Here is a 19,501-nt window from a genome sequence, read left to right as displayed (position 1 = left end):
GCCTTGTTACATTCCGGCACGCCTATTGCTAACAATAACTGGCAAGTCTAGGCACTATCGGTCAAGACCTTTGTCATAGCAGCGTCACACGTGAGGTTTACAACTGAAGTCATGAACATACAAGCCCAAGCCCAGAACGCCATGCATGCCCTCAGCGCCGCTTTCGCGCCGATGAGCTGCGTCATCGACGCGCCCAGCAAGCGTGGTTTTTCCTTCATCGTCGTCAACGAGCATGGCGTGGCCAAGCACACCCGCCGGATCTACCGCGACGAATACAGCAACCCGAGCCGCCTGCAGGCCATCATCGACAGCACCCGCCTGGCCATCGCCGGCTGAGATTCAGCCGGCTCCCGCTCCACCCCTCCCGCTTTACCGTCTGCGCCCCACCCGAGCTACGGGTGTACCGGCGGCAGATAGGCCAACGTTCCCCCCAACAGCCATAGCAGCACCAGCACCAGGGGTGCATGGACCAGCAGCTGCACGAAGGAAAAGCCGACCAGGTCGCGCGCCTTCAGCCCCAGCACGCCCAGCAGCGGCAGCATGTAGAAGGGATTGATCAGATTCGGCAATGCCTCGGCGGCGTTGTAGATCTGCACGGCCCAGCCCAGGTGATACTGCAGATCGTTGGCCACCTGCATCACATAGGGCGCCTCGATGATCCACTTGCCCCCGCCTGAGGGGATGAAGAACCCCAGCAGCGCCGAGTAGACGCCCATCAGCAGGGCGAAGGTGTCGTGGGTGGCGATCTGGGTGAAAAATGCTGCGATATGGTGCGCCAGGGTCTGGCCATCGGCGCCATTGACCTTGGTCAGGATGGCGGCGATGGAGCCGTACAGCGGAAACTGGATCAGCACCCCGGTGGTGGCCGGCACGGCGCGGGCCACGGCGTCGAGGAAATGCCGCGGCCGCCAGTGCAGCAGGGCGCCCAGGGAGATGAACAGCAGGTTGTAGGTGTTCAGCCCGGAAATGGCCTCGATGGCCGGCTTGCTGGCGAATTCCTGCACCAGCCAGCCCGCGGCCAGGAGCACCAGCAGGATGATCAGGATCGGGCTGTATTCCAGCCATTCGCCTGGACGGGTCGGCGTAGCGGCCGGCTTGGGCGCCGGGGTGACGTCGACGCCACAGGCACGGGCATCGCGCGCACTGTCCGGTCCGGGCGCGGTGACATAGGCGATCACCGCCGAGACCACCAGCAGCACCAGCAGCAGGGCGCCGGATTGCCAAAGGAACAGCGTCTGGCTGAAGGGAATCACCCCGGTGATGGCGAGGATCGAGGGCGGCAGGCTGGCCGGATTGGCCTGCAGCTGCGCCGCCGACGACGACAGCCCCAGCGCCCAGACCGCGCCCAGGCCCAGGTAGGCCGCGGCGCCGGCGGCGCGATAGTCCATCTTGAGTTCTTCGCGGCGGGCCAGGGCGCGCACCAGCAGGCCGCCGAACACCAGGCTCAGGCCCCAGTTGAGCAGGGAGGCGAGCATGGCCACCAGGGCCACCCAGCACACCGCGCCACGTCCGGTACGGGGCACCCGCGCCAGGCGCTCGATCAGGCGCCCGGCCGGACCGGAACTGGCCACCACATAGCCGCCGATGACCACGAAGGCCATCTGCATGGTGAAGGGAATCAGACTCCAGAAACCGTCGCCAAAGGCCTTGGCGGTCTTGGCCGCCGGCGCGCCCATGCCGAGGGCGGCCAGGGCCACCACGGCCACGGCGAGCACGGCGAACACCCAGGAATCGGGAAACCAGCGCTCGGCCCAGTTGGAACAGGCCAGGGCGAACCGCGCGCTGCGCGAATCGCGGGAGGGGGTTGAACTCATGGGAGATCCTTTTGTTGTTGTTTTTCAGGGGAACATCAGGCGTAGCGTGGAAAACGGCGCAGCCTTTTCCACGCGGTTGGGGTCATATCGCGGCCATGGCGGTCCGCCGATGCGGCCGCTCCTACAGGTGCGAATTGACCTGTAGGAGCGGCCCATGGCCGCGATAACATCATCACTCGACTACCGCCGCTCCACCGCCAGGGCCACGCCCTGGCCACCGCCGATGCACAGGGTCGCCAGGCCCCGCCGACCCTCGCGTCGACGCAACTCGTGCAGCAGCGTCACCAGCACCCGGCACCCCGAGGCGCCGATGGGATGGCCCAGGGCGATGGCACCGCCATTGACGTTGACCTTGTCATCATCCCAACCCAGCTCCTGGCCCACGGCCAGGGCCTGGGCGGCGAAGGCTTCGTTTGCCTCGATCAGGTCCAGGTCGCTCAGCTGCCAGCCGGCCTTTTCCAGGGTCTTGCGGGTGGCCGAGACCGGGCCGATGCCCATGATCGCCGGGTCCACTCCGGCGCTGGCATAGGCGGCGATATGGGCCAGCGGCGTCAGGCCCAGGGCGGCGGCCCTGGTCGCGCTCATCACCAGCACCGCGGCAGCGCCGTCGTTGAGGCTGGAGGCGTTGCCGGCGGTGACGCTGCCGTCCTTGGCGAAGGCCGGCCGCAGGCGGGCCAGGCCCTCGGCGCTGGTATCGGCGCGGATGCCTTCGTCGGTGTCGAACAGCAGCGGCTCGCCCTTGCGCTGGGGGATGGCCACCGGGGTGATCTCCTCGCGGAAACGCCCGGACTCCACCGCGGCCGCGGCGCGCTGCTGGGAGCGGGCGGCGAAAGCATCCTGGGCCTCGCGGCTGAGCTGGTATTTCTCCACCAGATTCTCCGCGGTCTGGCCCATGTGGTAGTCGTTGAAGGCATCCCACAGCCCATCGCTGATCATGGAATCGACCAGCTCGGCATGCCCCAGGCGCAGGCCGCTGCGCACCTTGGGCAGCACATAGGGCGCCAGGCTCATGTTCTCCATGCCACCGGCGATGACGATCTCGGCGTCGCCGCAACGGATCGCCTGGACGGCCAGTTGCACCGCCTTGAGGCCGGAGCCACAGACCTTGTTGAGGGTCAGGGCCGGCACCTCGTGGGGTAGGCCGGCCTTGACCGCCGCCTGGCGGGCGGGATTCTGGCCGGCGCCGGCGGTGAGTACCTGGCCGAGGATGACTTCATCCACCTCGGCTGGCACCACGCCGGTCTGTGCCAGCAGGGCGCGGATGACGGTGGCGCCGAGTTCGACCGCGGGTACGTTGGCCAGGGAGCCCTGGAAGCTGCCGACCGCGGTACGGGTGGCGGCGACGATGACGACATCTTGCATGGCTGGGTCTCCTCAGGCCTGGATGGGGGCGCCGGTGGCGGCGCGCAGTTCATCGAGGCTCACGCCTTCGGCCAGTTCCACCAGCTTGAGACCGCCTTCGGTCACCTCCAGCACGGCCAGGTCGGTGATGATCAGGTCGACCACGCCGACCCCGGTCAGCGGCAGGTCGCAGGCCGGCAGGATCTTGTGGGCGCCCTTGGCGGTGTGCTCCATCAGCACCACCACGCGCTGCACGCCGGCTACCAGGTCCATGGCGCCGCCCATGCCCTTGACCATCTTGCCGGGGATCATCCAGTTGGCCAGATCGCCTTGTTCCGACACCTGCATGGCACCGAGGATAGCGAGGTTGACGTGGCCGCCGCGGATCATGCCGAAGCTCGCGGCGCTGTCGAAATAGCTGCTGCCGGGCAGGGCGGTGACGGTCTGCTTGCCGGCGTTGATCAGGTCCGGATCGACCGTCTCGGCGGTGGGGAAGGGGCCGATGCCGAGCAGGCCGTTTTCCGACTGCAGCCAGACGTCCATGCCGGCGGGAATGTAGTTGGCGACGAGGGTCGGCAAGCCGATGCCGAGGTTGACGTAGAAGCCGTCCTGCAGCTCCCGGGCGGCGCGTTGCGCCATCTGTTCGCGGGTCCAGGCCATCTTACTTCTCCTCGCTCAGGGTACGTTTCTCGATACGTTTCTCGGGGCTGGCATTGACCACCAGGCGCTGCACGAAGATGCCGGGCAGGTGGATCTGATCGGGATCCAGCTCGCCGACCTCCACCAGCTCTTCCACCTCGGCCACGCAGACGCGACCGGCCATGGCGCACAGCGGATTGAAGTTGCGCGCGGTCTTGTTGAAGACCAGATTGCCGGCCTTGTCGGCGCGTTGCGCCTTGACCAAGGCCACGTCGGCGGTCAGCGCCAGCTCCATGACATGGGGCTGGCCATTGAAGTCGCGGACCTCCTTGCCCTCGGCCACCAGGGTGCCGTAGCCGGTGCGGGTATAGAACGCCGGAATGCCCGCGCCACCGGCGCGCAGCTTCTCGGCCAGGGTGCCCTGGGGGGTGAATTCCAGCTCCAGTTCGCCGGCCAGGTACTGGCGCTCGAATTCCTTGTTCTCGCCCACGTAGGAGGAAATCATCTTGCGGATCTGCCGGGTCTCCAGCAGCTGGCCGAGGCCGAAGCCGTCCACCCCGGCGTTGTTGCTGATGGCGGTCAGTTCGCGGGCGCCGGTGTCTCTCAGGGCGGCGATTAGCGCCTCGGGGATGCCGCAGAGACCGAAGCCGCCCACGGCCAGGGTGATGCCGTCGCTGACCAGCCCATCGAGGGCAGCCGCGGCGTTGGGATAGAGCTTGTTCATGATGGAGATCCTCTTGTCGTTATTGGGCGGTCCAGCCGCCGTCCATGGTCCAGGCGGCGCCCCGTACCTGAGCAGCGGCCTGGCTGCACAGGAACAGCGCCAGTTCGCCCAGTTGCTCGGTGGTGACGAATTCCTGCGACGGCTGCTTCTCGCTGAGCAGGTCGCGCCGCGCCTGGTCCGGATCACTGCCACGGCTGTCCAGCTGCTGCTGGATCAGCGGGGTGAGCACGAAACCCGGGCAGAGCGCGTTACAGGTGATGCCGGTGCGGGCGGTCTCCAGGGCGGTGACCTTGGTCAGGCCCACCACGCCATGCTTGGCGGCCACATAGGCGGCCTTGCCGGTGGAGGCCACCAGGCCATGCACTGAAGAGATGTTGATGATGCGACCCCAGTCGCGCTCGCGCATGCCCGGCAGCGCCAGGCGGGTGGTGTGGAACACCGCCGAGAGATTGAGCGCGATCACCGCGTCCCAGCGCTCCACCGGAAAGTCTTCCACCGGCGCCACGTGCTGGATGCCGGCGTTGTTGACCAGGATGTCCACGCCGCCGAAGTCGCGCTGGGCGTAGGCGAAGAGCTCTTCGATCTCCTCCGGCCTGGACAGGTCGGCGCCGTGGAAGCCACTGCGACCGGGCAGGCTGGCCTGGGCCGCAGCGGGATCGCCGAAGCCGTTGAGGATGAGGGTGGCGCCAGCGGCGGCCAGGCGCTGGGCGATGCCCAGGCCGATGCCGCTGGTGGAGCCGGTGACCAGGGCGGTCTTGCCGGTGAGGTCCATGGCTGTCTCCTTAGACGAGGCCGGTCAGGTAGTAGAGGGCGATGACGAAGAACACCGCCACGGTCTTGATCAGGGTGATCTTGAACACGCCGCCATAGGCTTCGCGGTGGGTCAGGCCGGTCACCGCCAGCAGGGTGATGACCGCGCCGTTGTGCGGCAGGGTGTCCATGCCGCCGCTGGCCATGGCCGCCACCCGGTGCAGCACCTCCAGGGGGATGCCGGCCGCGTTGGCGGCGGCGATGAAGGTGTCGCTCATGGCGGCCAGGGCGATGCTCATGCCACCGGACGCCGAGCCGGTGATGCCGGCCAGCAGGGTCACGCTGACGGCTTCGTTGATCAGCGGATCGGGGATGGCCTTGAGGCCCTGGGCGAACAGCACGAAGCCGGGCAGGGCGGCGATCACCGCGCCGAAGCCGTATTCCGAGGCCGTGTTCATCCCGGCCAGCAGGGCACCGGAGACGGCGGTCTTGCTGCCTTCCGCCAGGCGTCCGCGGATGGCGCCGAAGCCGGTCGCCAGTACCAACAGGATGCCCGCCAGCAGCGCGCCTTCCACCGCCCAGATGCCGGTCAGCTTGGCGACTTCCTGGGTCACCGGTTTGGCCATGCCGGGCAGGACCAGGTTATGGGTGGCGCCGTACCAGTCGGGAATCCAACGGGTCAGCAAGAGGTTGAGCACGCCCACCAGCACCAGCGGCGCCAGGGCCAGCCAGGGATTGGGCAGCGGCAGGTCGGCAGCGGTCTCGGGTTCGTTGCGCAGCGGTACGCTGGCATAGCCTTCGCCACTGTTGCGCGCCTTGCGGCGAGCGCTGCCGAGGTAGGTCAGGCCCACGGCGATGACGAACAGCGATCCGGCCAGGCCCAGCCAGGGCGCGGCCCAGGCGGTGGTCTGGAAGAAGCTGGTGGGGATGATGTTCTGGATCTGCGGCGTGCCGGGCAGGGCGTCCATGGTGAAGGAGAAGGCGCCCAGGGCGATGGTCGCCGGGATCAGCCGCTTGGGAATGTCGCTCTGGCGAAACATCTCCGCGGCGAAGGGATAGACGGCGAAGACCACCACGAACAGCGAGACGCCGCCATAGGTGAGCAGGGCGCAGACCGCGACGATCACCGGGATGGCCCGCTCGCGACCGAGCAGACGAATGGCCGCGGCGACGATGGCGCGGGAAAAGCCCGACAGCTCGATCAGCTTGCCGAACAGGGCGCCCAGCATGAACACCGGGAAATAGAGTTTGAGAAAGCCCACCATCTTGTCCATGAACACCCCGGTGAAGGCGGGCGCCACGGCGGACGGGTCGGTGAGCAGCACGGCGCCGAGGGCGGCGAGAGGGGCGAAGAGGATGACACTGAAACCCCGGTAGGCGGCGAACATCAGCAGCGCCAGGGCGGCGAGTGCGATCAGGACACTCATGGCTTCTCCTAGAGCTTCGCCTTGGGGCGAAGCGGTTCTTGTTGTTATAGGGCGATGCAGAGATCGCCCGAATGCAGGAGCCAGAACCGTGCCAGATTCATAGGTTATTGTTTTGTATGGATTTTTATTTTGATCGCTGCCAATTACCGCCATTTTGTCTCAAAAGCTGGACCCCGTAGGTTGGCTTGAGCGCAGCGAAGCCCAACAACGGCCCGACGCCGGCCATGTTGGGCTTCGACGATAAAGCCTTCTCCACCCAGCGTGCGCATGAATCTGTAGGAGCGGCCCATGGCCGCGATAGATCGTCAATCGCGGCCATGGGCCGCTCCTACAGGCTTTGTCTCTATCTATGGATCTGTCTCATATTCGAGACATCAGCCCCAGCGCCATCAGCTTCTTATATAGCGTAGAACGCCCCAACCCCAGGCGCCGGGCGGCTTCGTCCACCTTGCCGCCGCAGGCGGCCAGGGTCGCCTGGAACAATTCCCGGTCGAAGCGCTGGCGCGCTTCGGCGTAGGTTTCGCCGGTAGCGCTCGTCACAGGCTTGGCTGGCAGTTCGGCGGAAACGCCCAAGGCCTCCGCCAGCGCCGCGGCGTCCAGCTGGCTGTCGTCGCCCAGCAATACGGCGCGCTCCAGCACGTTGCGCAACTCGCGCACATTGCCGGGCCAGGGCTGGCGCTGCAGCAGGGCCAGGCCGTCGGCGGTGAGGTCGGGCGTCGACTGTCCGCCCACCTGCGGCAGCCCGTCGAGGATGGCCTCGGCCAGCAGCGCCAGGTCGTCCAGGCGTTCACGCAGCGGCGGGATGCGGATCGGCAGCACGTTGAGGCGGTAATAGAGATCGGCGCGAAAGCGTCCCTCGGCCACGGCGGTCTCCAGGTCGCGGGAGGTGGCGGCGATCATGCGCACGTCGCAGGCCAGCACCTCGTTGGAGCCCAGGGGTTCGTACTCCTTTTCCTGCAGCACCCGCAGCAGCTTGGCCTGCAAGGCCAGGGGCATGTCGCCGATCTCGTCGAGAAACAGGGTGCCGCCCTGGGCGATCTGCAGCTTGCCCGGGCGGGCGCGCCGTTCGGCACCGGTGAAGGCGCCCGGCGCGGTGCCGAAGAATTCCGCTTCCAGCAGGCTTTCCGGGATGGCCGCGGCATTGATGCTGACGAAGGGCCGCCCGGCCCGTGGCGAGGCGCCGTGGATGGCGTGGGCCAGCAACTCCTTGCCGGTGCCGGTTTCGCCCAGCAGCAGTACCGCGGCCTCGCTGGCGGCCGCGCGCCGGGCGCGGCGCTTGACCTCCAGGCTGGCCGGGCCGCTGCCGACGAAGTGGCCGAAGCCGTACTTGGCGGTGCGCGCATGCTGCAGCGAGCGCCGGGTGGTGGCCAGTTCTTCCTGGATGCGCAGGTAGCGGGTCACCAGCGGCGCCAGTTGCTGCAACTGGTCGAACAGGGCGAAGCCGATGGCGCCGATCAGTTCGCCCTCGTCGGTATGGATCGGCAGGCGCATCACCACCAGCGGTCCGTTGCGGGTCTCCAGCATGTCCAGCAGGATCGGCTGGCCATTGCGCGCCACCTCGCGCAGCAGGCTGTGGGGAATGATCTGTTCCACCGGCTGACCGATGGCGGCGGCGGCATCCGGCAGGCCGAAGTGCTGGGCGTATCTCTGGTTGATCCAGACGATGCGCGCCTCGCGGTCGACGATCACCGTGCCGTTGCTGGTCTGCTCGATGATCTCGAACAGCGAGCGGATCGCCCGCTGGCGGATGTCGGCGTAGTCTTCCAGCCCGGGCAGACCCGGCGGGGTGCGGCTCATGGCTTCAGCGCATGGCGCAGCTGGTGCAGGCGACGCTGGACGATGCGCTCGCGCCGCGCCGCGTCCCACTCATGGAAGCCGTGGCCGCTGCGCAGGCCGGTACGGCCGGCGGCCACCTGGTCTTCCAGCAGCTGCAGTGGGGATTCGTCCCGCGCCAGGGTCGGCCAGAGATGCCGGGCGATGTCGCGAAAGGTATCCAGGCCACCCATGTCCGCCGTTTCCAGCGGCCCGACCATGGCATAGCGCCGACCCAGGGAGGCGCGCATCACCCGGTCCACCGTCTCGGCGTCCGCCGCGCCGCTCTGCACGATGTGCAGGGCCTCGCGCAGCAGGGCGAATTGCAGGCGATTGCCGACGAAGCCGGGAATGGCGCGCTGCAGGACCACGGCTTCCAGTTCCGCGGCTTCCAGCATTAGGCACATGGATTCCAGATGGGCGGGCAGGGTGGCCGTGCCGGGCACCAGCTCCACCAGGGGAATGAAGTGCGGTGGATTCCAGAAGTGCGCGATCAGCAGGCGCTCGGGATGGCGCAGGTGCGCGGCCAACTCGTCCGGTGGCAGGCCGCTGGTGTTGCTGGCGATCAGGGCGTCCGGGCGCAGCATGGCTTCGAGCTGGGCATAGAGGCGATGCTTGAGCTCCAGGCGCTCGGGCACGGCTTCGAACAGCAGGTCGCAGTCGGCGAGATCGGCCAGCTCGGTGGTGGTGCTGAGGCGGGCGATGACTGCCTCGGTGTCCACCGCGATGTCGGCTTCTTCCAGCTCGGCGAGCAGGGTGCGCGCGGTGGCGGCCACCTCGGCGAGGCGGGCGGGGTCGACGTCCTGCAGCTGCACGGCATGGCCGTGGCGCGCCAGGTGTACGGCGATGCCGATGCCCATGAGACCGGAACCCAGGACGGCGAGACGTGGCGTGGTCATGATCTTTTCCTTGTGAGGCGGCCGCGGCAACCGTCTCACACTTGACCGCCCCCGGCCAAGGCACGGGGCTGTGCCTTGCACCAAAGCCGGGCTCCAGGGGCCGGCCGGCGAGGGCGCCCTGGCCTCTGCCATGCCGCTTGGCGGAGCCTGGCACGGCCACTGCTAAGGGTCAGGTACGCCCATCCCGAGGAATGCCTTATGAGCAACGCCGGCAACGACTATCCCCTGAGCGAAGTCCCGCCCCACGCCCGCAAGGGGCTGGCCTCCCTGGCCATGGTGCTGCTGGGCTTCACCTTCTTCACCGCCACCATGTTCGCCGGCGGCAAGCTGGGGGTGGCCTTCGGTTTCACCGACCTGCTGTGGGTGATCGCCCTCGGCAATCTGCTGCTGGGTCTCTATGCCGCCGCCCTCGGCCATATCGCCTGTCGCAGCGGCCTCAACTCGGTACTGATGGGGCGCTTCGCCTTTGGCGAACGCGGCAGCAAGCTGTGCGACCTCATCCTCGGCTTCACCCAGATCGGCTGGTACGCCTGGGGGACGGCCACCGCTGCCGTGGTGCTGGGCAGGTACTTCGGCCTGGAGCAGGGCGCGGTGCTGGCGCTGATGGCGGTGTTCGGCCTGGGCTTCTGCGCCACCGCCTACATCGGCTACCGCGGCCTGGAGATCCTCTCCTGGATCGCCGTGCCGGCCATGGCGCTGCTGCTGATCCTGTCCATGAGCGTGACCACCGCCAAGGCCGGCGGCCTGGCCGGCCTGCTGGCGATCCAGCCCAGCGCCAGCCTGGACCTGTCCACCGCCATCACCCTGGTGTTCGGCACCTTCGTCAGCGGCGCCACCCAGGCCACCAACTGGACTCGCTTCGCCCGTTCCACCCGGGTGGCGGTGCTGGCCAGCCTGATCGGCTTCTTCATCGGCAACGGCCTGATGGTGCTGATCGGCGCCTATGGCGCCATCGTCTACCAGCAGCCGGACGTGGTGGAGGTGCTGATGCTGCAGGGCTTCGCCACCGCCGCCCTGGCCATGCTGCTGCTCAACATCTGGAGCACCCAGGACAACACCATCTACAACTTCGCCGTGGCCGGCTGCAATCTGGTGCGTACCAGCCGCCGCAAGACGGTGACCCTTGCCGGCGCCCTGATCGGTACCGCCCTGGCCGTGCTGGGCATGTACGACCTGCTGGTGCCCTATCTGGTACTGCTCGGCACGGTGATCCCGCCCATCGGCGGGGTGATCGTCGCCGACTTCTGGCTGCGCCATCGCGGGCGCTATCCGCTGCTCGCCGAGGCCCGCCTGCCGCACTACAACTGGCCGGGGCTGGCGGCCTACGGCCTGGGCACCATCGCCGCCTTCGGTTCGCCCTGGGTGGCGCCCCTGGTGGGCATCGGGGTGGCGGCGCTCGGCTATGGCGTGTTCAATGGCCTGAGTCGCGGTCGTCGTGCCGCCGCCCCCGCTTCGCTCTAGGAGATCGACCATGCGCATCCTCAACGCCCGCCTGCGTGACCGCGAAGGCCTGTATGACATCCGCCTCGAAGGCGGACGCATCGCCGCCATCGCCGAGCAGCTCATGCCGCCTGCGGTAGGGCCGGACGACATCGACGCCGCTGGCAACCTGGTGGTGCCGCCCTTCGTCGAGCCGCACATCCACCTCGACGCCACCCTGACCGCCGGCGAGCCGCGCTGGAACATGAGCGGCACCCTGTTCGAGGGCATCGAGTGCTGGGGCGAGCGCAAGGCCACCATCACCCAGGAAGACACCAAGACCCGCGCCACACGCACCATCCGCGCCCTCGCCGCCCACGGCATCCAGCACGTGCGCACCCATGTCGACGTCACCGATCCGTCGCTGGCCGCACTTAAGGCCATGCTGGAGGTACGCGAGGAGACCGGCCACCTGATCGACCTGCAGATCGTCGCCTTTCCCCAGGAGGGCATCGAGTCCTTCAAGAACGGGCGCGAGCTGATGGAGGAATCCATTCGCCTGGGCGCGGATGTGGTCGGCGGCATCCCGCACTTCGAATACACCCGCGACCAGGGCGTGAGCTCGGTGAAATTCCTCATGGACCTGGCTGAGCGCACCGGCTGCCTGGTGGACGTCCATTGCGACGAGACCGATGATCCCCATTCGCGCTTTCTCGAGGTGCTGGCCGAAGAGGCGCGCAGCCGCGGCATGGGTTCGCGGGTCACCGCCAGCCACACCACCGCCATGGGCTCCTACGACAACGCCTACTGCGCCAAGCTGTTCCGCCTGCTGACCCACGCCGGCATCAACTTCATCTCCTGCCCGACCGAGAGCATCCACCTGCAGGGCCGCTTCGACACCTTTCCCAAGCGTCGCGGCGTGACCCGGGTCAACGAGTTGCTGGAGGCCGGCCTCAACGTCTGCTTCGCCCAGGATTCCATCGTCGATCCCTGGTATCCGCTGGGCAACGGCAACATCCTGCGGGTGCTGGAAGCGGGACTGCACATCTGCCACATGCTCGGCTATCGCAACCTGCAATCGGCGCTGGATCTGGTCACGGTCAACAGCGCCAAGGCCCTGTGCCTGGGCGATCGCTACGGCCTGGAGGAGGGGCGACCGGCCAACCTGCTGGTGCTCTCCGCCGACAGCGACTACGAGATGGTCCGCAGCCAGGGCCTGCCGCTGTACTCCATCCGTAACGGCAAGGTGCTGATGCAGCGCCGCCCGGCACAGGTGGAACTGGCGGATCGGTAACGGGTGGCGGTCCGCCGATGCGGACAGGCTTGTGCCGGTCGCCTGCGATTTTCAGGGCTGGCAAAGATCTGATTTTCACTCGGACAGAGCCCCCTCTCCCTCAGGGAGAGGGCTGGGGTGAGGGCGCCCCATGCCAAAGTCCCTGTGGAAAAGGCTGCGCCGTTTTCCACGCTACGGCGCTACAACACTGATACCCATTCGGACAACGCCCTCTCCCTCTGGGAGAGGGATGGGGTGAGGGTACGCCTCATGCCGCGGTCCCCTGTGGAAAAGGCTACGCCGTTTTCCACGCTACGGCGCTACGACACTGATACCCATTCGGACAACCCCCCTCTCCCTCTGGGAGAGGGCTGGGGTGAGGGCGCGCCTCATGCCGCAGTCCCCGGTGGAAAAGGCTACGCCGTTTTCCACGCTAAGGCGCTGATCGCGGCCATGGGGCGCTCCTGCAGGGGAATCGGAATCCGTAGGAGCGGCCCATGGCCGCGATCGGCGTCCCCCGGCAACAGCGGATCGCCATAACCGCAACCAACATTACCCATGTCGCGTCCCATCGCGTCGGGCTTCGCTGGTGCTCAATTCAACCTGTGAATCCTACCGCCCACTCTCGGCGAAATCCCGCAGCGCTGCGCCATCCAGGCGATAGCGCACCCATTCGCTCTGGGCCTCGGCGCCCAGGCTTTCGTAGAAGTCGATGGCCGGGGTGTTCCAGTCCAGCACGCTCCATTCCAGGCGGCCGCAGTCGTTGGCCACCGCTTCCCGGGCCAGTTCGCGCAGCAGGCCCTTGCCCAGGCCGGTGCCGCGGGCGCTGGGGCTCACATAGAGGTCTTCCAGGTAGATGCCGTTGCGGCCCAGCCAGGTGGAATAGCTGTAGAAATACACGGCATAGCCCACCACCACGCCGTCGTGCTCAGCGACCAGCGCCCGAGTCGGGGTGTCGGCGGCGAACAGCGTCGCCTCGATCTGGGCCGGACTGGCCAGCACCTCGTGGACGGCCTTTTCATAGTCGGCCAGTTCGACGATCAGTTCGTGAATGCGGGTGGCGTCTTCGCGGCGGGCGGGGCGGATCTGGGAGGTCATGGGGTCCTTGGCTAGGTCGCGGGGCGGCGGCGACCTCAGGAGGGCACCACGGCCCGATTGGCGGACCCGGACAGCATGGCGGCGACCTGCGCGGCCAACTGGTCCAGGGTGAAGGGCTTGGTCATCAGCTCCATGTTACCACCCAGGAAGGAGGTCCTACTGAGTGCGCCCTCGGCGTAGCCGGTGAGGAACAGCACCGGCAGCCGCGGCCTGAGCTGCTGGATGACCTCCGCCAGCTGGCGACCATTGAGGCCCGGCAGACCGACGTCGGTCACCAGCAGGTCCAGCTGCGGGATCTGATCCAGCAGACGCAGCGCGGCCTTGCCCTCGGCCGCGCTCCAGACCCGATAGCCCAAGGCTTGCAGCGCCTCCTGATTGACCAGCCGTACCGCATCATCGTCTTCCACCAGGAGGATGGTCTGGCCGGCACCCTGGACGAGCTCCGCCGGCTCGGCGCGCTGCGGCGCGCGGCGCTGTTCCGCCGTGGGCAGATAGACGCACACCCGGGTTCCGCTGGCGTCACTGGCGAGGGTCAGGCGGCCATTGCTCTGCCGGGCGAAGCCATAGACCATCGACAGCCCCAGACCGGTGCCCTGGCCCTGGGGCTTGGTGGTGAAGAACGGCTCGAGCACCTTGTCCAGCAGGCGCTCCGGAATGCCGGTTCCGCTGTCCCGCACCTCGATGCAGACATAGTCTCCTGGAGGCAGCGCCTCGTCTTCGGCCGCCGGCTCGGTGACCGTCACCGGATAGGTCGTCAGGGTGACGACGCCGCCATCCGGCATGGCATCGCGGGCATTGATCACCAGGTTGAGGAGGGCATTCTCCAGCTGATTGGCGTCGGCCAGGATCCAGGGCGCCGCCGGGTCCAGTTCCAGCGTCACCGAGATCTGCTCGCTCACGGTGCCCTGCAGCAGATCCTGCAGCGCCAGGATCAGGTCGTTGGCCGACATCGGGCGCGATTCCAGCGATTGCCGGCGCGAGAAGGCCAGCAACCGCTGGGTGAGCGCCGCCGCCCGATGCGCCGAGTGCTGCGCCGCCTCCATGTAGCGCTCCAGGCCGGCAAGTTGCCCCTTGTTCTTGATCTTCATCAGGTCCAGGGCGCCCAGCACCCCGGTGAGCATGTTGTTGAAGTCATGGGCGATGCCGCCGGTGAGCTGGCCAACCGCTTCCATCTTCAGTGACTGACGCAGCTGCTCTTCGGCGCGACTGCGTTCGGCGGTTTCCCGCTGCAATTCGCTGAGGGTAAGCGCCAGGGTACGGGTGCGCTCCTCGACCTGGACTTCCAGTTCTTCGTTGAAGCGGCGCAAGGCCAGTTCCGCGCGTTTCTCCTCGCTGATGTCGGCGATCACCGTGGTCGCACCGATGATCTGCTGGCCGGCGTCGTGAAGCGGCACCGCGCTCACCCGCAGCCAGGATTCCTCGCCGGTGGCACTGGTGTGATAGAAGTCCTGCCCCTTGACCCGCTCGCCACCCAGCGCCCGAGCGCCCGGGAAACGTTCGGGCGGCAGCAGCCGGCCATTGCTGTCGAGCGCGGTCCAGCGTGCCACTTCCTGCGGTTGCTGGGACGGAATGCGCTGACCCGGCACGTACTGCTCATAGAAGGGATTGCTGACCAGGGTGCGGCCCTGGGCATCCATGAAGCACACCCCCACCGGCAGGTTCTCCAGCAGCGTCTGCAGGCGTTCGCGCTCCTGGGCGAGTTCGGCGAGACGGTCGCGCATCTCGAACTGGCGCAGTCGCGACCGCCAGGCGGCGGCCACGCTGCTCAGCAGGGAGGCCCCACTCAGGGGCCGCTCCAGGATGACCAGATTGGTGGCGGCCGCGGGCAGCTGACGACGCAGGAGATCGTTGCCGCGGCCCGAGCGTTTGGAGTCGGAAGCCAGCAGCACCAGCGGGATGTCCGACCAGGTTGGCTGGCGCTCCAAGGCCTGCGCCAGAGCGTTCAGCTCCTGGCGCAGAGCCTCCTCGGTAAACACGATGATGCCCGTCTCGTCGCCCAGCGCGGCTGCAACCTCGTTGAGCGTGGACAGGTAGCGCGTGTGATAGCCCTGGGTGAAGAGTCGCTGCAGGCTGGCGGCATCGCCCCGGAGCGGGGCACAGATGATCAGCTCGCAGGAAGACGTCTTGGTCTCGGTCAATCGCGCTCTTCCATCAGGGGTTGCTTGGCACCGAAGTACTCCGGGGTGCCGGTCAGCACGCCGCGGAAGTCCACCAGGGGCTGACCCACCCGGATGCCCCGGGTATCGATGCGCAATTCCCGAATCGCGTCCTCGTGGCCGCCACCGCGGTGCTTGAGGATGGAAATGGCCTTGCGCAGTCGGCCCTGGGCCTCGAAGAAACGGATCAGCACCACGGTATCGGCGATGTAGGAGATGTCGAGGCTGGAGGTCATCGTCCCGACCAGACCGTGCTGGGGATTGATGAGAAAGGTCACCACCCCGGACTGACTCAGGTAGGAAAGCAACTCGTGCATCTGCAGGATCAGGTGTTGCTCCTGGGGCATGGCGGCGAGGTAGCCGTTGAGGCTGTCAATGACCAGCAGTCGGCAGTCGTTCTCATCGACATCCCGCCGTACGCGCCAGGCGAATTCGCCGGGAGACAGTTCGGCCGGATCGATCTGGTGGACCACCAGCAGACCCTCGTCGATATAGCGATGGAGCGGCATACCCATGCTTTCCGCGCGCTTGAGCAGGGTGCCGATACGCTCGTCGAATTCATAGACGGCGCACCTTTCGCCGCGCGCGCAGGCCGCGGTGACATATTGCAGGGCCAGGGTGGTCTTGCCGGTACCGGCCGGGCCGGTGATCAGGGTGCTGGTGCCGCGCAGGGGGCCGCCATGCAGCAGCGCATCCATGTCCGCGATGTTGCTGGGCACGGGCTGGCCCACGAAATCCTGGTAGCGCCCTGCGGCGATCATGCGCGGATAGATCTCCAGGCCGCCGCGGCGCAGGACGAAGTCGTGATAGCCGGCGATGAAGTCCACGCCACGCAACTTCTGGATCTGCAGGCGCCGGCGGGCGGCGCCGAAGTCCAGGGTCAGGCGCTCCAGGGTCAGCACCCCGTGGCAGAGGCTGTGCAGATGATTGTCGCGCTCGCCCCCACTGGCGGTCAGATCGTCCACCAGCAACACGGTCAGGCCGCGTCCGGCGAAGAATTGCTTGAGCGCGAGCACCTGGCGGCGATAGCGCAAGGGATCCTGGGCCAGCAGGCGCATCTCCGACAGGCTGTCGAACACCAGGCGGCGCGGCTGGAGTTCGTCGACGCGGGCCTGGATCAGCTCGATGGTGTCACCCAGTTCGGACTCCCAGGGATGCAGGATGGTCTGCTCCTGCGCACCGCCGAGCACGGCATCGGCGGCGGACAGCTCGAACAGGTGCACGCCGTCCAGGCTCCAGCCGTGGGACTCGGCCACGCACCGCAGCTCTTCGCTGGTCTCCGACAGGGTGATATAGAGCACCGACTCGCCCTGGCGGACGCCTTCGAAGAGAAACTGCAAGCCCAGGGTCGTCTTGCCCGAACCTGGGGTGCCCTCCAGCAGGTAGAGCCGATCCTTGGGTAGACCGCCGCGCAGGACCTGATCCAGGCCGGCATTGCCTGTCGCGATAATGGACGCGCTAGAAGAATTCATGGATGGCCAAACCTCGCGGCGTCGGAAACGGAGAGCACGGAAAACATGCGGCGCAGACGGCTGCTGGAGCAGGGGCGCCGTGCGTTACGCTGAGGTGAAGGGAGCGATGGAGCTGCGTTGGAACCATGCAGCGGAAAAAACGGAGGGCGCGATCCGCGCCCCGTTAATCGTCAGTCTAATCGTGTCGCTGGTCCAAGGCCACTCCGACCCATCGACACGGCCCGGCCCCGGCGCGGGTAAGAGCGCTCGCACCCTCAGGCGATCCCGTTGGGTCCGTCCAGCACCCGGCGAATCTTGCGCGCCAGGTCGTTGGGGATGTAGGGCTTGGAGATCACATCGAATTCCGAACCGCCGATGTCGGTGCGCTCTAGCGAATTCTCGGCGTAGCCGGTGGTGAGCAGTATCTTCATCGCCGGGTGCAGGCGTTTCACCTCGCGCGCCAGCATCACCCCATTCATGCCGCCCGGCATGATCAGGTCGGTGAACACCAGGTCGAACGGCTGCTCGTCTTCGCGCAGCAGGCGTAGGGCTTCGCTGGCATTGAAGGCGATCCGCGCGGTGTAGCCGTAGTCTTCCAGCACCAGCTTGGCCAGTTCCGCAACGTCCGGACGGTCTTCCACCACCAGGATGCGCTCGGTACCGCTGCGGCGCTCCGAGCGCTGCTCGGCCTGTTGCTGGGTGACATGGCTGTCATCCACCGGAAAGTAAAGGCGCAGGGTGGTGCCGACGTCTTCTTCCGAATAGATGCGCACCGTGCCGCCGGATTGCTTGGCGAAGCCATAGACCATCGACAGGCCGAGCCCCGAGCCCTTGCCTTCTTCCTTGGTGGTGAAGAAGGGATCCATCACCCGATCGCGGATGCTGGCCGGCATGCCGTGGCCGTTGTCGGTGATCGCCAGGCTGACATAGCGCCCGGGCATGAGGCCGTCGTAGGACATGTTCGCCAGCTCGCGCACCTCGACGTTGCGCGTCTCGATGCCCACGCTGGGCTGCGGGCAATCCGCCAGGGCGTCGCGGGCGTTGATCAGGATATTGAGCAGCGCCACCTCGGCCTGGGTGGGATCGATGCGGCAATTCCACAGCTCGGGGTCCAGCTGGGTGCGGATTTCCACGTCGCCCAGGGTCCGCTCCGCCAGTTCATGGGAGGTGCGGATCAGGTTGTTGAGGTTGAGTACCCGGCCTTCGAGCTTCTGCTTGCGGGAAAAGGCCAGCAGCTGCTGGGTGAGGGTACTGGCGCGCTCCGCCGCCGACTTGGCGTGGGTGGCGCTGCGCACGATGCGTTCCTGGTCGAAGCTGGGCTTTTCCGCAGTGCGCTGGATGATGTCGATATAGCCCATCATCACCTGCAGCAGATTGTTGAAGTCGTGGGCGATGCCGCCGGTGAGCTGGCCTAGCGCCTCCATCTTCTGCGCCTGGCGCAGGGCGTCCTCGGCGTCGCGCCGCCGGCTGACATCCAGCTGGGACGCGAAGTAGTAGGTCAGCTCGCCCGCGTCGTTGTACACCGGCGAGACGAACAGCGCATTCCAGAAGGTCGAGCCGTCCTTGCGGTAGTTGATGATCTCCACCGAGATCTCGCGCTCCTGCTCCACCGCCTCGCGAATCTGGCCGACCACCGAACGATCCGTCTCCGGTCCCTGCAGGAAGCGGCAGTTGCGCCCCAGCAACTCGTCCACCCGGTAGCCGGTCATGTCGGTGAAGGCGTTGTTGGCGAAGATGATCGGGTTGTCCGGCTGCTTGGGATCGGTCACCAGCATCGGCATCCGCGTGGTTTCCACGGCGGCGAAGAAGATGTTCTTGCCCTCGTGCGAAACATCGCTGGTAGCGGAATTGTCGACCCGCGCCTTGCGGGAGGGGGGCTGTCGGCTCACGGAGGCGGGGTCCTTGCGCAGGCGAAAAATGGGCGTCTTGGCCCTCAGACAGCCAAGCGGCGAAAAAACTTCATCCGCGCCCCTCACGAGGCCGTCTGGCATGGTTCTTTTAAGGGCTGAAAGCCAGGCGTGGCGCGGGTTTGAAGGCAATTGGCCAGCCTACCGCTCACCTGCCTCAGGTGACCGTTAGGTAGGTTCGGGGAGAACCTCTCCCGCCTTCGCTGTCTGAGCTGCCATGAAGCCGAGAAGCCTTGAAATACAAAGACAAATTCTGGTTCTGGAAGACGATCCGGGGCAGCGCGAGCTGCTGACCGAAATCCTCACCGAACAGGGGCTGAACGTCGTGGCAGTCGCCTCCAGCGATGAAGCGATGGCTCATATGGACACCCGCGGCAGCGATACCAAGATGGTCATCGCCGACGTCAACGTGCCGGGCATGCTGGACGGTCTGGCCTTCGCCCAGCTCGCGGCGGTGAGCTGGCCCACGGTGCCCTTCATCATCATTTCCGGCTACATCGACCAGGATCTCGCCGTCCTGCCGCGGCGCGCCGCCTTCCTGCCCAAACCCTGGAGCGTGGCCGACCTCAGCCAGTTGGTCGAGAGCCTGCTGCCGCGTCGCTAGCGTCCTGCTTCATGGAATAGAGCGGCTTGACCGTGGCTTCCTCCCCGCACCTGTCATCCTGCCTTTTGTCCCCCGAATAGACACGCTCGTCGGCCTCGACCGGTCGTGACTGGCCAAATGATATGACGTCCGTCGGCATGCTGGTTTTGCAGGGAACCAAATGCGCTGAACGCTATCAATGTGCCAT

Annotated in this window: 16 protein-coding genes; 4 read left to right on the top strand and 12 right to left on the bottom strand. The window is 66.8% G+C overall.

Annotation, left to right across the window (positions count from 1 at the left end; genetic code table 11):
* The first annotated feature begins 111 nt into the window (after positions 1–111).
* Positions 112–336, top strand: a complete 225-nt coding sequence (locus ACZ5R1_RS14740; protein ID WP_007159037.1) for a hypothetical protein — start codon at positions 112–114, stop codon at positions 334–336.
* A 56-nt stretch (positions 337–392) separates the two neighbouring features.
* On the opposite strand, the gene ACZ5R1_RS14735 is transcribed toward ACZ5R1_RS14740, so the two are convergent.
* The 8 genes from ACZ5R1_RS14735 to ACZ5R1_RS14700 form a co-directional block, all read right to left on the bottom strand.
* A complete protein-coding gene (locus ACZ5R1_RS14735; RefSeq protein WP_144946177.1) occupies positions 393–1,814 on the bottom strand; it encodes a short-chain fatty acid transporter in 1,422 nt (473 codons plus the stop codon).
* Positions 1,815–1,994: 180 nt separating this feature from the next.
* Entirely contained in the window at positions 1,995–3,176 is a 1,182-nt protein-coding gene (locus tag ACZ5R1_RS14730) for an acetyl-CoA C-acetyltransferase (RefSeq protein WP_464712457.1), read from the bottom strand.
* A 12-nt stretch (positions 3,177–3,188) separates the two neighbouring features.
* The gene (locus ACZ5R1_RS14725) at positions 3,189–3,815 is read right to left on the bottom strand and encodes a CoA transferase subunit B (protein WP_007162849.1); all 627 of its coding nucleotides are present in this window, start codon (positions 3,813–3,815) and stop codon (positions 3,189–3,191) included.
* Between the two features lies 1 nt (position 3,816).
* Positions 3,817–4,518: a CoA transferase subunit A gene (locus ACZ5R1_RS14720; RefSeq protein ID WP_007162850.1), complete on the bottom strand. Its 702-nt coding sequence runs from the start codon at positions 4,516–4,518 to the stop codon at positions 3,817–3,819.
* A 19-nt stretch (positions 4,519–4,537) separates the two neighbouring features.
* Positions 4,538–5,290, bottom strand: a complete 753-nt coding sequence (locus ACZ5R1_RS14715; RefSeq protein WP_464712456.1) for a 3-hydroxybutyrate dehydrogenase — start codon at positions 5,288–5,290, stop codon at positions 4,538–4,540.
* Positions 5,291–5,300: 10 nt separating this feature from the next.
* Entirely contained in the window at positions 5,301–6,695 is a 1,395-nt protein-coding gene (locus tag ACZ5R1_RS14710) for a GntP family permease (protein WP_464712455.1), read from the bottom strand.
* Positions 6,696–7,055: 360 nt separating this feature from the next.
* Positions 7,056–8,492, bottom strand: coding sequence for a sigma-54 interaction domain-containing protein (locus ACZ5R1_RS14705; protein WP_197850748.1), 1,437 nt, complete (start codon positions 8,490–8,492; stop codon positions 7,056–7,058).
* Entirely contained in the window at positions 8,489–9,406 is a 918-nt protein-coding gene (locus tag ACZ5R1_RS14700; protein WP_464712454.1) for a 3-hydroxyacyl-CoA dehydrogenase family protein, read from the bottom strand. Before ACZ5R1_RS14700 ends, ACZ5R1_RS14705 begins: the two co-directional genes overlap by 4 nt.
* 198 nt (positions 9,407–9,604) lie before the next feature.
* Between ACZ5R1_RS14700 and codB the strand changes: the two genes are divergently transcribed.
* Positions 9,605–10,867, top strand: coding sequence for a cytosine permease (gene codB, locus ACZ5R1_RS14695; RefSeq protein ID WP_027602796.1), 1,263 nt, complete (start codon positions 9,605–9,607; stop codon positions 10,865–10,867).
* Positions 10,868–10,877: 10 nt separating this feature from the next.
* Complete coding sequence (codA, locus tag ACZ5R1_RS14690) at positions 10,878–12,119, top strand: cytosine deaminase (protein ID WP_042135569.1); 1,242 nt, start codon at positions 10,878–10,880, stop codon at positions 12,117–12,119.
* A 591-nt stretch (positions 12,120–12,710) separates the two neighbouring features.
* On the opposite strand, the gene ACZ5R1_RS14685 is transcribed toward codA, so the two are convergent.
* From ACZ5R1_RS14685 to ACZ5R1_RS14670, 4 genes are all read right to left on the bottom strand, one after another.
* Positions 12,711–13,196 (bottom strand): GNAT family N-acetyltransferase, encoded by a 486-nt coding sequence (locus ACZ5R1_RS14685; protein WP_108581908.1) that lies wholly within the window; start codon positions 13,194–13,196, stop codon positions 12,711–12,713.
* 35 nt (positions 13,197–13,231) lie between these two features.
* Positions 13,232–15,334 carry an ATP-binding protein gene (locus tag ACZ5R1_RS14680; RefSeq protein ID WP_464712452.1) on the bottom strand — a complete coding sequence of 701 codons (2,103 nt, stop codon included), beginning with the start codon at positions 15,332–15,334 and terminating at the stop codon, positions 13,232–13,234.
* Entirely contained in the window at positions 15,331–16,824 is a 1,494-nt protein-coding gene (locus ACZ5R1_RS14675; RefSeq protein ID WP_464712451.1) for an ATPase domain-containing protein, read from the bottom strand. Before ACZ5R1_RS14675 ends, ACZ5R1_RS14680 begins: the two co-directional genes overlap by 4 nt.
* A gap of 254 nt (positions 16,825–17,078) precedes the next feature.
* Entirely contained in the window at positions 17,079–18,692 is a 1,614-nt protein-coding gene (locus tag ACZ5R1_RS14670; protein WP_464712450.1) for a histidine kinase famiy protein, read from the bottom strand.
* Positions 18,693–18,927: 235 nt separating this feature from the next.
* On the opposite strand from ACZ5R1_RS14670, the gene ACZ5R1_RS14665 reads away from it, so the two are divergent.
* Positions 18,928–19,314, top strand: coding sequence for a response regulator (locus ACZ5R1_RS14665; protein WP_052504098.1), 387 nt, complete (start codon positions 18,928–18,930; stop codon positions 19,312–19,314).
* The last annotated feature ends 187 nt before the right edge of the window (positions 19,315–19,501 follow it).

The organism is Pseudomonas sp. Pso3 (assembly GCF_055393275.1).
This window is presented reverse-complemented; position numbering and strand designations above follow the sequence as displayed.